11 protein-coding genes are annotated in these 14,027 nt (G+C 70.0%); 10 read left to right on the plus strand and 1 reads right to left on the minus strand.

The annotated features are described in order from the left end of the window. Window positions 1–35 precede the first annotated feature (35 nt). The 10 genes from ptlD to fdxA all read left to right on the plus strand — a co-directional run bounded on the left by ptlD (window position 36) and on the right by fdxA (window position 12,026). The gene (ptlD, locus tag OG841_RS09710) at window positions 36–935 is read left to right on the plus strand and encodes a neopentalenolactone/pentalenolactone F synthase (RefSeq protein ID WP_328641798.1); all 900 of its coding nucleotides are present in this window, start codon (window positions 36–38) and stop codon (window positions 933–935) included. Continuing rightward, window positions 932–1,945: a polyprenyl synthetase family protein gene (locus OG841_RS09715; RefSeq protein ID WP_328641797.1), complete on the plus strand. Its 1,014-nt coding sequence runs from the start codon at window positions 932–934 to the stop codon at window positions 1,943–1,945. The genes ptlD and OG841_RS09715 overlap by 4 nt, the downstream gene beginning before the upstream one ends. 93 nt (window positions 1,946–2,038) lie before the next feature. Beyond that, window positions 2,039–3,052: a pentalenene synthase gene (gene ptlA, locus OG841_RS09720; protein ID WP_328641796.1), complete on the plus strand. Its 1,014-nt coding sequence runs from the start codon at window positions 2,039–2,041 to the stop codon at window positions 3,050–3,052. Between the two features lie 112 nt (window positions 3,053–3,164). Further along, the gene (gene ptlI, locus OG841_RS09725; RefSeq protein ID WP_328641795.1) at window positions 3,165–4,559 is read left to right on the plus strand and encodes a pentalenene oxygenase; all 1,395 of its coding nucleotides are present in this window, start codon (window positions 3,165–3,167) and stop codon (window positions 4,557–4,559) included. Next, a complete protein-coding gene (locus OG841_RS09730; protein WP_328641794.1) occupies window positions 4,556–5,554 on the plus strand; it encodes a 4-hydroxy-3-methylbut-2-enyl diphosphate reductase in 999 nt (332 codons plus the stop codon). Before ptlI ends, OG841_RS09730 begins: the two co-directional genes overlap by 4 nt. Window positions 5,555–5,583: 29 nt before the next feature. After that, the gene (locus OG841_RS09735) at window positions 5,584–7,380 is read left to right on the plus strand and encodes a 1-deoxy-D-xylulose-5-phosphate synthase (protein ID WP_328641793.1); all 1,797 of its coding nucleotides are present in this window, start codon (window positions 5,584–5,586) and stop codon (window positions 7,378–7,380) included. Window positions 7,381–7,700: 320 nt separating this feature from the next. Further along, window positions 7,701–8,864: a flavodoxin-dependent (E)-4-hydroxy-3-methylbut-2-enyl-diphosphate synthase gene (gene ispG / locus OG841_RS09740; RefSeq protein WP_371564475.1), complete on the plus strand. Its 1,164-nt coding sequence runs from the start codon at window positions 7,701–7,703 to the stop codon at window positions 8,862–8,864. Continuing rightward, a complete protein-coding gene (locus tag OG841_RS09745) occupies window positions 8,861–10,726 on the plus strand; it encodes a 2-oxoacid:acceptor oxidoreductase subunit alpha (RefSeq protein WP_328641791.1) in 1,866 nt (621 codons plus the stop codon). The genes ispG and OG841_RS09745 overlap by 4 nt, the downstream gene beginning before the upstream one ends. Continuing rightward, window positions 10,716–11,654, plus strand: a complete 939-nt coding sequence (locus OG841_RS09750) for a 2-oxoacid:ferredoxin oxidoreductase subunit beta (protein ID WP_328641790.1) — start codon at window positions 10,716–10,718, stop codon at window positions 11,652–11,654. Before OG841_RS09745 ends, OG841_RS09750 begins: the two co-directional genes overlap by 11 nt. A gap of 51 nt (window positions 11,655–11,705) precedes the next feature. Further along, window positions 11,706–12,026, plus strand: a complete 321-nt coding sequence (gene fdxA, locus OG841_RS09755) for a ferredoxin (protein ID WP_328641789.1) — start codon at window positions 11,706–11,708, stop codon at window positions 12,024–12,026. A 362-nt stretch (window positions 12,027–12,388) separates the two neighbouring features. Here fdxA and OG841_RS09760 read toward each other — a convergent pair whose 3' ends face one another. Continuing rightward, entirely contained in the window at window positions 12,389–13,000 is a 612-nt protein-coding gene (locus OG841_RS09760) for a response regulator transcription factor (RefSeq protein WP_328641788.1), read from the minus strand. Between the last annotated feature and the right edge of the window lie 1,027 nt (window positions 13,001–14,027).

Below are 14,027 nucleotides of genomic sequence, written 5' to 3' on the forward strand. Positions count from 1 at the left end.
CACTCCATCCCCTTCTGCGAAAGGCGGCAACGCCCATGGATGTAACGCCGATACCCGGCGCCGCTCTCGGCGCCGTCGTGCACGGCGCCCATATCACCGGCGACATGGACAAGACCCAGTTCGAGGAGATCTGGGCGGCGCTCGACTCGCATCTCGTCCTCGTCTTCCGCGGCCACGAGACCCCCTCCTACGAGGAGTTCCTGGGCTTCGGCCGCCGCTTCGGGTACATCCCGAAGACCGGTCTGACCAGCGGCGCCCACCCCGACCACAACGAGATCCTGATCGTCTCCAACCTGGTGGAGGACGGCCGCAAGATCGGCGTCGGCGACGCCGAGTGGATGGGCTGGCACACCGACTACTCCTTCCGCCCCCGCGTCTCCCAGGTCGGCTTCCTGGAGGCCGTGGAAGTGCCGTCCTCCGGCGGCGGGGAGACCCTCTTCACCGACATGTACGCCCTGTACGAGTCGCTGTCGCCCGAGGAGCGCCGGCGTCTGCACTCCTACCGGGTCCGCCACGCCTTGCGCACCGGGTACGAGGAGACCATCGAGGAGGAGCTCCAGGGTGAGGTGTCCCTCGGTGAGAGCACCGCGCGGATCCAGCCCGAGGACGGCACTTCCACCATCCACCCGCTGATCGCCCGCAATCCGCGCACCGGCCGCCAGTCGGTCTACATCAGCACCCTCAACACCAAGCGGATCGTGGACCTCGCCCCCGACGAAAGCCGCAAGCTGCTCGACGAACTGCTGTCGCACGCGGGCAAACCCCAGTACACCTACGCCCACACCTGGCAGCCCGGGGACATCGTCATGTGGGACCAGCTCGGCACCGTCCACGCCAAGCAGGCCTTCGACCCGGCCGAACGGCGCGTCATGCGCCAGGTTGTCAGCATCTTCGACGACCCGACCGGCCCCTGGCGCGCGGAGGTCGCCGCATGAGCACCGCTCCCGCCTGCCTCAGCCACAGCCGGGGCACGATCACCCCGGCGCTGCGCGCCGCCGTCGACCGGCTCGACCACCGCTCACGTCACCAGGCGGCCTACCACTTCGGATGGATCACCGCCGGCGGCGCGCCCACCAGCGCCGACGCCGGCAAGGCCGTACGGCCGGCGCTCGCGCTGCTGTCGGCCGAGGCGGTCGGCGCACCGCCGGAGGTCGCTCTGCCGGGCGCCGTCGCCGTGGAACTCGTGCACAACTTCTCCCTGGTGCACGACGACCTGATGGACGGCGACGAGGAGCGCCGCCACCGGCGCACGGTGTGGAAGCTGTGGGGTGCCTCCAGCGCGATCCTGACCGGTGACGCGATGCTGGCGCTGGCCCAGGAGGTGCTGCTGGACACCGGGCTGCCGACGGCGGCGCCCGCCGCACGGCTGCTGGCGCGGACCACCCGGCATCTGATCCGCGGCCAGGTCCAGGACCTGGTCTTCGAACAGCGCTCGCACGTCACGGTCGAGGAGTGCGTCGACATGGCCGCCGGCAAGACCGGCGCGCTGCTGTCGGCGAGCGCCGCGATCGGCGCCGTCCTCGCCGGGGCACCGGAGGCGACGGTGGACGCGCTGGCGCTCTACGGCGACCAGGCCGGCGTCGCCTTCCAGCTCGTCGACGACGTTCTCGGCATCTGGGGCGACCCGGCCGTCACCGGCAAGTCGGTCCACTCCGATCTGCGCTCCCGCAAGAAGTCCCTGCCGGTGAGCCACGCACTGAACCAGGACGGCCCGCTCAGCGACGAGCTGGCCGCCTGGCTCACCACCCCCGGCGAACCCGACGAGGAGGAACTGCGGCGCGTGGCCGACCTGATCGAGGACGCCGGCGGCCGGGACTGGGCGCTGGCCGAGGCCGCCCGGCGAATGGCGCTGGCCGAGGACGCGCTGCGCGGTGTCGAGCTGGACGCCGGCGCGCGGGACGAACTCCTCGCGCTCGGGCGGTTCGTCATCGACCGCGAGGTCTGAGACCGGACCGGTCCTGATCCCCGTTCCGTTGCCCCTTCTTTCTTCCCTCAGGACACCGCGGTGTCCACCGCTCCCCACTTCAAGGATTTCTTCATGCCCCAGGATGTCCACTTCCACATACCCCTGCCGGGTCGGCAGAGCCCCGACCACGCCCGGGCCGAGGCCGAGCAGCTGGCGTGGCCGCGCTCGCTCGGTCTGATCAAGTCCGAAGCGGCGGCCGAGCGTCATCTGCGCGGCGGCTACGCCGACCTGGCCTCCCGCTTCTACCCGCACGCCACCGGCGCCGACCTGGACCTGGGCGTCGACCTGATGTCGTGGTTCTTCCTCTTCGACGACCTCTTCGACGGTCCGCGCGGCGAGGACCCCGAGGAGGCCAAGCGCCTCACCGACGCGGTGGCGGCCGCACTGGACGGTCCGCTGCCCGCCTCGGCGCCACCGATCGCCCACGGGTTCGCCGACATCTGGCGGCGCACCTGCGAGGGCATGACACCCGCCTGGTGCGCGCGCAGCGCCCGGCACTGGCGGAACTACTTCGACGGGTACATCGACGAGGCCGAGAGCCGGTTCTGCGACACGCCGGCCGACTCCGCCGCGCAGTACCTCGCCATGCGGCGGCACACCATCGGTGTGCAGCCGACGGTGGACCTCGCCGAGCGCGCGGGCCGCTTCGAGGTGCCGCACCGGGTCTTCGACAGCGCCGTGGTGTCCGCGATGCTCCAGATCGCCGTCGACGTCAACCTGATGCTCAACGACATCGCCTCCCTGGAGAAGGAGGAGGCCCGCGGCGAGCAGAACAACATGGTCCTGATCCTGCGCCGCGAGAACGGCTGGTCCAAGAACCGCAGCATCTCCCACATCCAGGGCGAGGTGCACGCCCGGCTCGAACAGTTCCTGCTGCTGGAGTCCTGCCTGCCGAAGGTCAGCGAGATCTACCGGCTCGACACCGGCGAGCGCGAGGCACTGGAGCGATACCGCACGGACGCCGTACGCCCGGTGATCCGCGGGTCCTACGACTGGCACCGCTCCTCGGGCCGCTACGACGCCGAGTTCGCGGTTGCCGCCAGCTCCCAGGGCTATCTGGAGGAACTCGGCAGCAGCGCCCGCTAGCAGCACCGCACACCAGCAGCACGCACCCGCGCCCGACCGTCGCGTCGGTACAGCTGTCAACAGACCGGAACAGCCGTCAACAGAGCAGTAAAGACGGGAAGTTGAGAATCGAATGACCGAGCAGACCACCTTCTCGGCGGGAGCGGCGCCAGGGGCGCTCCCCGTCGTGGGACACGCCCTCCAGATGATGCGTCACCCCGTGAACTTCATGACCTCCCTGTCAGCCCACGGAGACCTGGTCGAGATCAAGATCGGCCCCACCACGGCCCACGTCCCGACCCACCCCGAACTGCTGCGGCACGTCCTGACCAACGACCGCATCTTCGACAAGGGCGGCGTCTTCTACGACCGCGCCCGTGACATCGCCGGCAACGGCCTGGTCACCTGCCCGTTCGCCGACCACCGCCGCCAGCGCCGGCTGATGCAGTCGGCGTTCACCCGCGGCCAGCTCAAGCGGTATGCCGAGGCCATGCAGGCCGAGATCGAGGAGACGGCGTCGCGCTGGCAGGACGGCATGGTCGTCGACGCCTTCCAGGAGATGTACGGCATGGCCCTGCGCACGGTCGGCCGCACCCTGTACTCCACACCCGTCAGCCCCGAGCTGACGGCGAAGGTGGAACGTTCCTTCGACGTCGTGCTCAACGGCCTGTTCCGGCAGATGTTCCTGCCGGCCTCGATCCGCCGGCTGCCCCTGCCGTCCCAGCGCCGCTACAAGAGCAACCTGGACTTCCTGCACGAGACCACCCAGCAGCTCATCAACGACTACCGCAACGACGGCGCCGAGCATGACGATCTCCTCGCCGCGCTGCTGGCCTCCCGCGACGACGACGGCGGCCGGCTCGACGACAGGGAGATCCACGACCAGGTCATCACCGTGATGGCGGCCGGCACCGAGACGGTCGCCGGCACCCTCACCTGGGTCTTCTACCTGCTCTCCCAGCACCCGGAGATCGAGGCGGCGCTGTACGAGGAGATCGACACCGTCCTCGACGGCCGCGCGCCGGAGTGGGACGACCTGCCCAGCCTCTCCCTGGCCGACCGGATCATCTCCGAAGCACTCCGACTGCACCCGCCGGCCTGGCTGTTCACCCGGCTCACCGCGTCTGCGACCGAACTGGCGGGCCGGCAGCTGCCCGAGGGCACGACCATCGTCTTCAGCCCCGCCGCGGTGGCCCAGTACGAGGACGCCTTCGACAACCCCGCGAAGTTCGACCCGGATCGCTGGCTGTCGGACCGGGTCTCGCCGCTGGCCCGCCAGACGTTCATGCCGTTCGGCACCGGTGCCCGCAAATGCATCGGCGACCTGTACGCGCGCACCGAGGCCACGCTGGGGCTAGCCACGATCCTCGGCCGCTGGCGGGTCACCTGTGAGCCGGACATGGACATCCGCCCGGTACCACTGGCCACCGTCTACCACCCGCGCCGGCTGCGCCTGAAGCTGTCCGCGCGCACCCCGCGCCCCGTGGCGTCCTCCGTACCGGCACCGACTGGGGGTGACGCCGCATGACGGGCAGCGTCGTCCTGGCACAGCCGCGCGGTTTCTGCGCGGGCGTGCGACGAGCCATCGGCATTGTCGAGCGGGCACTGGACCTGCACGGAGCGCCGGTGTACGTGCGCAAGGAGATCGTGCACAACCACTACATCGTCTCGGAACTCAAGAAGCGCGGCGCGGTCTTCGTCGACAGCGAGGACGAGGTCCCCAAGGGCGCGGTCTGCGTGTTCTCCGCGCACGGCGTCTCTCCCGGTGTGCGGTCCTCCGCCGTCGAACGGCAGCTCGAAGTCATCGACGCCACCTGCCCGCTGGTCTCCAAGGTGCACCAGGAGGCGGTGCGCTTCGCCCGAGACGGCCGGACCATCCTCCTGGTCGGGCACGAGGGACACGAGGAGGTCGAGGGCGTCCTCGGCGAGGCCCCCGAGCGTATCGTCGTCATCGAGACCGAGGAGGACGTACGGCGGCTCGGTCTGCCCGACGACACCCCGGTGGCGGTTCTCACCCAGACCACCCTGTCGTTCGACGAGACCGCGAAGGTCGTCGAGGCGCTACGCGCCCGCTTCACGGACCTGATCACCCCGGGCGACGACGACATCTGCTACGCGAGCCAGAACCGGCAGAACGCCGTCAAGGACCTGGCGCGCCGCAACGACCTGGTCCTCGTCATCGGCTCACGCAACTCCAGCAACTCGCTGCGCATGGTCGAGGTGGCACGGGAACACGGGGCCGCGGCGCATCTCGTGCCCGACGCGAGCCATCTCGAACAGGCATGGCTGGAAGGGGCCTCGGCCATCGGCATCAGCTCGGGAGCCAGCGCCCCGGAAATCCTGGTCGACGGTCTCGTCACCAGGCTGGCCGAGCTCGGTTTCGACCGGGTCGAGCTTCAGCAGGGCATCGCCGAGGACGTCGTGTTCTCCATGCCCGGACGCCTGGCCGACCCGGTCAGCGGCCGGGTGCCGCAGACACCGCTGGCCGGTGAGGCCGTGTCCTCACCCGGTGTGACGCGATGAGTCCGTCACAGGAGAGGGAAGGTTCCGTCATGCCACGTCTGGAGGAGATCCGGGGGCCGGAGGACCTGCGGGCCCTGTCCTCGCGACAGGCCCGCGATCTGGCGCCGCAGATCCGGCAACTGCTGGTGGACACCTGCACCGTCACCGGCGGTCACCTCGGTCCCAACCTCGGGGTTGTCGAGCTGTCGATCGCCCTTCACCGGGTCTTCGACTCCCCCCGCGACCGGATCCTGTGGGACACCGGCCACCAGGCCTACGTGCACAAGATCCTCACCGGCCGCACCGAGGCCCTGGCCACGCTCCGCCGGACCGGCGGGCTGTCGGGGTATCCCTGCCGCGCCGAGTCCGAGCACGATGTCATCGAGAACTCGCACGCCTCGACGGCGCTGTCGTGGGCGGACGGGCTGGCGCGCGCCCACGCCATCCGTGGGGAGACCGACCGTGCCGTGGTGGCCGTGGTCGGCGACGGCGCGCTGACCGGGGGCATGACCTGGGAGGCCCTCAACAACATCGCGGCCGCCCCCGAGCGCCCGGTGGTCGTGGTGCTCAACGACAACGGCCGCTCCTACGCCCCCACGGTCGGCGCCATCGCCGAGCACCTGGCCGTGCTGCGCGGCCCCGACGCCCCGCAGGCCCTGTTCGAGAGCCTGGGGCTGGCCTACCTCGGCCCTGTGGACGGCCATGACATGGAGGCCGTGGAGGCCGCGCTGCACAAGGCGGCCGCCCTGCGCCGGCCCGTGGTGGTGCACTGCGTCACGGAGAAGGGCCGCGGCCACCTCCAGGCCGAGCAGGACGAGACGGACCGATTCCACGCCGTGCGCGCCGCCTCCGCGAAGAAAGCGGCCGGCGCGCCCTCGTGGACGTCGGTGTTCGGCCGGGAGCTGGTGGACCTCGCGGCCGACCGGCCGGACGTGGTCGCCATCACCGCGGCCATGCTCGACCCGACCGGGCTGAGCGAGTTCGCGCGCCGCTACCCGGAGCGCACCATCGACGTGGGCATCGCCGAGCAGCACGCCGTGACCTCCGCAGCGGGACTGGCCCTGGGCGGCCTGCATCCGGTCGTCGCGCTGTACGCCACCTTCCTCAACCGTGCCTTCGACCAGCTCCTGCTGGACGTGGCCCTGCACCGCGCACCGGTGACCTTCGTCCTGGACCGGGCGGGCGTGACCGGCGACGACGGCCCGTCGCACAACGGCATGTGGGACCTGTCGCTGCTCAACCTGGTGCCCGGCCTGCGCCTCGCCGCACCGCGGGACGCCGCCACCCTGCGCCGCGCGCTCAGGGAGGCCGTCGCCTGCGACGACGGCCCGACCGCCCTGCGCTTCCCCAAGGGCGCCAGCGGAGACGACATTCCCGCCGTAGACGTCTTCGCCGGAATCGACATCCTGCGCCGCGGCGAGCGGCCGGACGTCCTCCTGGTCTCCGTCGGCGTCATGGCCGCCACCTGCCTGGAGGTGGCCGACCTGCTGGCCGCGCAGGGCGTCGGCGTCACCGTCGTGGACCCCCGCTGGATCAAACCGGTCGCATCCGAACTGATGGGGCTCGCCCTTGACCACCAGCTGGTCGCCACGGTCGAGGACAACGGCCGGGTCGGCGGCGTCGGGGCACGTGTCGCCCAGGCGCTGAGCGATGCCGAAGCTACGCTGCCGGTCCGCACCTTCGGCGTCCCGCAGCACTTCCTGAACCATGGCTCACGGTCCGACCTGTTGGAGGCAAGCGGCCTCACAGCCCGTCACCTCGCCCAGACGCTGCTGGAATCCTTGCCTGCCGGACGGTACGAAGCCCGGCAGGAGGCCACTCCCTCCCTGGCCCTCGGCGGACACTGAGGACTTCAAGGAGGAATCCCAATGAGGGTGTCACCGCAGGCGCCGGTTGCAGCGTTTGGGCCGGTGGTAGCTGACACCGCGGCGGCCGGCGTCAGGGCAGCCGGACAGGTCGTCGGTCTGAAAGGCCTCGCGGATCTCCCGATCGTTGTTCGTGATCCGTCGGCGTCGACCACCACCGCCCGGTGCCGGAGTCGGAGCCTCACCGGAGGACCGGGCGGTCATTCCTCCCGAGCCAACAACGGCAAACAGTCATCAACGACAAACAGTCATCAGCCACACCCGGTCCTCCCGGACCGGCCGACATGCTGGGGGAAACTGTCATGCCTGTCGCACTCGGAGTGCCGACGGTGCCGCCGAGGCTGGCCCAACGACGTACCAGCCGTCAGATCCACGTAGGACCCGTGCCGGTGGGCGGGGACGCCCCGGTGTCCGTGCAGTCCATGACCACCACCCGTACATCGGACATCGGCGCCACCCTGCAGCAGATCGCCGAACTGACCGCGTCCGGCTGCCAGATCGTGCGGGTGGCCTGCCCGACTCAGGACGACGCGGACGCCCTGGCCACGATCGCCAAGAAGTCGCAGATCCCGGTGATCGCGGACATCCACTTCCAGCCCAAGTACGTGTTTGCCGCGATCGAGGCCGGGTGCGCGGCGGTCCGGGTCAACCCGGGCAACATCAAGCAGTTCGACGACCAGGTCAAGGAGATCGCGCGGGCCGCGAAGGATCACGGCACGCCGATCCGCATCGGCGTCAACGCCGGTTCCCTGGACAGGCGGCTGCTGCAGAAGTACGGCAAGGCCACCCCGGAGGCCCTGGTCGAATCGGCGTTGTGGGAGGCGTCCCTCTTCGAGGAGCACGGCTTCCGTGACATCAAGATCTCCGTCAAGCACAACGACCCGGTGGTGATGGTCAACGCCTACCGGCTGCTCGCGGAGAAGAGCGACTACCCCCTGCATCTCGGGGTCACGGAGGCGGGCCCGGCGTTCCAGGGCACGATCAAGTCGGCGGTCGCGTTCGGCGCGCTGCTCAGCGAGGGCATCGGCGACACCATCCGCGTGTCACTGAGTGCCCCACCCGCGGAGGAGGTCAAGGTCGGCATCCAGATCCTGGAGTCGCTGGGCCTCAGGCAACGGCGCCTGGAGATCGTCTCCTGCCCCTCCTGCGGCCGCGCCCAGGTCGACGTCTACAAGCTGGCCGACGAGGTCTCGGCCGGCCTGGACGGCATGGAAGTGCCGCTGCGCGTCGCCGTGATGGGCTGCGTCGTCAACGGCCCCGGCGAGGCCCGCGAGGCCGACCTCGGCGTCGCCTCCGGCAACGGCAAGGGCCAGATCTTCGTCAAGGGCGAGGTCATCAGGACCGTCCCCGAGTCGAAAATCGTCGAGACGCTGATCGAGGAGGCCTTGAAGCTTGCCGAGCAGATGCCTCGGGAAGAGGCTGACCCCTCCGCCGAGCAGGTGACCGTGAAGGTGGTGGGCGAGTGAGTACGCCGCCCACGGTGAAGCAGCTCGACCGGGTCGTGATCCGGTTCGCCGGCGACTCGGGCGACGGAATGCAGCTGACGGGCGACCGGTTCACGGCGGAGACAGCGGGCTTCGGCAACGACCTGTCGACGCTTCCGAACTTCCCCGCCGAGATCCGGGCGCCCGCCGGCACTCTGCCCGGGGTGTCGTCCTTCCAACTGCACTTCGCCGACCACGACATCCTCACCCCCGGTGACGCGCCGGACATCCTGGTGGCGATGAATCCGGCTGCGCTCAGGGCGAACCTGGCGGACCTGCCGCGCGGTGCGGAGATCATCGTCGACACGGACGAGTTCTCCCGGCGCGCCCTGGCAAAGGTGGGCTGGAGCGCCAACCCGATGGACGACGGCACGCTGGAGGCGTACCGGGTGCATCCGGTGGCGCTGACCACGCTGACCGTGGAGGCGCTGAAGGACTCGGGGCTCACCCGCAAGGACGCGGAGCGGGCGAAGAACATGTTCGCCCTGGGCCTGTTGTCCTGGATGTACCACCGGCCCACCGAGGGCACCGAAAGGTTCCTGCACACCAAGTTCGCCCGGCGGCCGGAGCTTGCCGAGGCCAACGTGACCGCCTTCCGGGCGGGATGGAACTATGGCGAGACCACCGAGGCGTTCGCCGTCTCCTACGAGGTGGCGCCGGCCGAGCGGGCCTTCGCGCCGGGCCGCCATCGCAACATCTCCGGAAACCTGGCCCTGTCCCTGGGGCTGGTGGCGGCCGCCGAACGCGCGGGCCTGCCGCTGTTCCTGGGCTCGTACCCGATCACCCCGGCCAGCGACATCCTGCACGAGCTGAGCAAGCACAAGAACTTCGGGGTGCGCACCTTCCAGGCCGAGGACGAGATCGCCGGCATCGGCGCGGCCCTGGGCGCGGCCTTCGGCGGCGCGCTGGGCGTGACCACCACCTCCGGTCCGGGCGTGGCCCTGAAGTCGGAGACCATCGGCCTCGCGGTCTCCCTGGAACTCCCGCTCCTGGTGGTCGACATCCAGCGCGGCGGACCGTCCACCGGACTGCCCACCAAAACCGAGCAGGCCGACCTGCTCCAGGCGATGTTCGGCCGCAACGGCGAGGCCCCGGTCCCGGTCCTCGCCCCGGCCACCCCGGCCGACTGCTTCACGGCCGCTCTGGACGCGGCCCGCATCGCCCTGACGTACCGCACTCCGGTGTTCCTGCTGTCCGACGGCTACCTGGCCAACGGCTCCGAGCCCTGGCGCATCCCCGACGTGGCCGAACTGCCGGACCTGCGGGTGGAGTTCGCCACCGCTCCGAACCGGCCCGACGGCGCCTTCTGGCCGTACCTGCGTGACCCCGAGACGCTGGCCCGCCCTTGGGCGGTGCCGGGCACCCCGGGTCTGGAGCACCGCATCGGCGGCATCGAGAAACAGGACGGCACGGGCAACATCTCCTACGACCCCGCCAACCACGACCGCATGGTGCGGCTGCGCCAGGCCAAGGTGGACGGCATCGCCGTACCGGACCTGGAGGTCGACGACCCGTCGGGGGACGCCCGACTGCTGGTGCTGGGCTGGGGCTCGACGTACGGCCCGATCACCGCCGCGGTGTCCGAGGTGCGCGCCGCCGGCGGCAGGGTCGCGACCGCGCACCTGCGGCACCTCAACCCCTTCCCCGCCAACCTCGGCGCGGTGCTGCGCCGTTACGACCGGGTCCTGGTGCCGGAGATGAACCTCGGTCACCTCGCACTGCTGCTGCGCGCGCGGTTCCTGGTGGACGTCCGCTCCCACACCCAGGTCTCCGGCATGCCGTTCAAGGCCGCACAGCTGGCCACCGTGATCGAGGAGAACCTGGAGGCCACCGGTGCCCACTGACCTCGCCCTCACCCCGAAGGACTTCAAGTCCGACCAGGAGGTGCGCTGGTGCCCCGGCTGCGGCGACTACGCGATCCTTGCCGCAGTCCAGGGCTTCATGCCGGAGCTGGGCGTCGCACGCGAGAACATCGTCTTCGTCTCGGGTATCGGCTGTTCCTCCCGCTTCCCGTACTACATGAACACGTACGGCATGCACTCCATCCACGGCCGCGCCCCGGCCATCGCCACCGGCTTGGCCTGTGCCCGCCCCGACCTGTCGGTGTGGGTGGTCACCGGCGACGGCGATGCGCTGTCCATCGGCGGCAACCACCTCATCCACGCCCTGCGCCGCAACGTCAACCTCAAGATCCTGCTGTTCAACAACGAGATCTACGGCCTCACCAAGGGCCAGTACTCGCCCACCAGCGAACAGGGCAAGATCACCAGGTCGACCCCGATGGGCTCCCTGGACGAGCCGTTCCGCCCGCTCTCACTGGCCATCGGCGCGGAGGCCTCCTTCGTCGCCCGCACCCTCGACTCCGACCGCAAGCATCTGACGGACGTCCTGCGCCAGGCCGCCGCCCACCAGGGCACGGCCCTGGTCGAGATCTACCAGAACTGCAACATCTTCAACGACGGCGCCTTCGACGACCTCAAGGACCCCGCCACCCGCGACGGCGCCCTGCTGCGTCTGGAACACGGCAGGCCCTACCGGCTCACCCCGGACGCCGAGGAGATCGTCCACGACGTCGAGGATCCCGATCCCACCGCTGCCTTCGCCCTCTCCCGGCTCAGGCACCCCACCCCCATCGGCATCCTGCGCAGTGTCCGGCGCCCCGCCTACGACCAGCTCATGAACCAGCAGATCTCCAGGGCCGCGGCCGAGCGGGGCCCGGGCGACCTGGCCGCGCTGCTGACCGGTACCGACACCTGGACAGTCGGGGACTGAGCCCGACAGCGACAACCTCCACAGACAGCCACATGAACAGAGGGAGCATTCGTGACCTACGTCATCGCGCAGCCTTGTGTCGACGTCAAGGACAAGGCGTGCATCGAGGAGTGCCCCGTCGACTGCATCTACGAGGGCCGGCGGGCCTTGTACATCCACCCGGACGAATGCGTCGACTGCGGGGCCTGTGAGCCGGTCTGCCCGGTCGAGGCCATCTTCTACGAAGACGACACTCCCGAGGAGTGGAAGGACTACTACAAGGCGAACGTCGAGTTCTTCGACGAGCTCGGCTCCCCCGGCGGCGCCAGCCAGCTGGGTCTGATCGAGCGCGACCACCCGGTCGTCGCCGGACAGCCGGTCCGCACGGCATGAGTCGGGTGGGAGGGAATGCGCGACATGGGTGACGGTCCAGGCTACGGGCCCGCCCCGGGGCACGGCTCGGCGCCACGGTTCAAGGCCCGGGAGCGGCCGAAGTACCGGTCGGGGAAAGCAACGGAAGCCGGCGACGGGAAACGATCTCCGCGAGCCCCTGAGTATTCGCTGACCCAGCACGTTCGTCGGTGTCCCCGTTGCCCGCCACCGTACAACGACGTCAGGAGCGCCGCCGTCCTGCCACCATCGGCCTCGTGCAAGGGATGATCATCAAGGAGGTCTTCAGAGGCACGGCGCGGCGAACACCGCGGCCTGCGCACCGGCCGATGTGTCCGCCGCGGAGACGCCCGCAGCCGCCCGGCTCAGGGTAACCAGCCTTGGTCGTAGGCGATCCGGACCGCGTCGATGCGGTTACGTGCGCCGAGCTTGGAGACGACGGAGGTCAGGTAGTTGCGCACGGTCCCTTTGGACAGACACAGGCTGTTGGCTATCTCGTCGGCGTCGGCGCCCCGGGCAGCGTGTCGCAGGACCTCTGTCTCCCGGGCCGAGAGGGGACTCTCCTCGGAGTTCCAGGCGTCCAGCAGTAGTTCGGGGTCGATCGCGCGCTGACCGGCGGCGACCGCGCGCACCGACTTGGCGAGCTGGCCCGGCTGGGCTTCCTTCAGGAGGAACCCCAGCACATGGGCGGCCAGCGCGCGGCGCAGCAGGCCCGGGCGGTCGATGGAGGTGAGGATCAGGGTGCGGCAGCTGGGGAGTTTCTGGTGGAGTTCCGTCGCCGCGGTGAGCCCGTCCGTGCCGGGGAGATCGATGTCGAGCACGGCTACGTCGGGCCGGGTTTCGAGAGCGGTCGGTACGATGTCGTTCCCGCAGCTCACCGAGGCCACAACTTGCATATCCGCTTCCAAGTCCAGCAGGGCTGCCAGTGCCCCGCGGACCATGTGGACTTCCTCGGCGAGCAGGATTCTGGTGTGCATGGTCGTGTACCTTCGTCTCGTTCCGTGCGCTCCGGCCCCACGCCGGTGCATTTGCTCTGCTCCCGTTGCTTTCGGCAACAGCCGCCCAACCGTGCAAAGTCCTCAGTGGTGCCTCGGCGACGGGGCGAAAGCGACCGTCCGCGCCAACGCCCGCGCCCGCGCCCGCGCGGCCACCGAACTCCGCCAGGCGGGCGCCGAGAAGGGCCAGTCGATGGCCGCCCGGGGAGTCCGGCGGCGGGGACGGAACGACGCCGTCACTCACCATGAAGAGTCGCGGGGTACTGCCGGACGCGGTGAGCGTGACGTGGCGGTTCCTGGCCTTGCTGTGTCTGATGACGTTGGTGGCGCCTTCCCTCAGAACGATGACCAGGACGACGTCGAGCGCCGGGTCCGGACCGGTCGTGGTCAGAACCGACCGCACCGATCCCTGCTCGGCTGCGAATGGCATGGGGTACCGGTAGCCCCTGGTCACCACACGGGGCGCATGCTGACCAGCAGGACCGAACCGGCCGGCGGCCCCGCCATACGGGTCCAGGGGACGCCGTACCGGAGCAGAGTCCGACAGGTCGGGGCTTGCGCACCGGGGATCGCCGGCAGTTGGCCACTCGTCCGGCGCGTGATCGCCCTCTGAGCGGCGAACACGAGCACGAAGAGGGCGATGGCCAAGCGGGATGACGGTGATGATCCAGGTCAGCCAGTATGTGGGGATGTCATAGTCCGGAAGTCGATCCAATCCGCCCGGCCACCACTCCCCGATCACACCCGGGGGCCGTCTTACGCCAGGCGCCGACGCGCCTTTTACCACCCCGAGCAGCACCCACATTTCGTCTCCCCCGAGCGCTGGCCGCTGGGTCCGGAACCAGCCATGTCTCAAACGTGCCGCGCGATACAGGAGTTCTCGCCGCCGTAACCGACTGGGCGTCAGGACGACCGCCGCCAGTCCGAATGTTGCACCCACCTCATACGAATGCCATTTCCTGCCACTTGAGGATGGTCGCATCGAAGGCAGTCGGCGATGGGGGGATTC

The organism is Streptomyces canus (assembly GCF_041435015.1).
Taxonomy (GTDB): domain Bacteria; phylum Actinomycetota; class Actinomycetes; order Streptomycetales; family Streptomycetaceae; genus Streptomyces; species Streptomyces canus_G.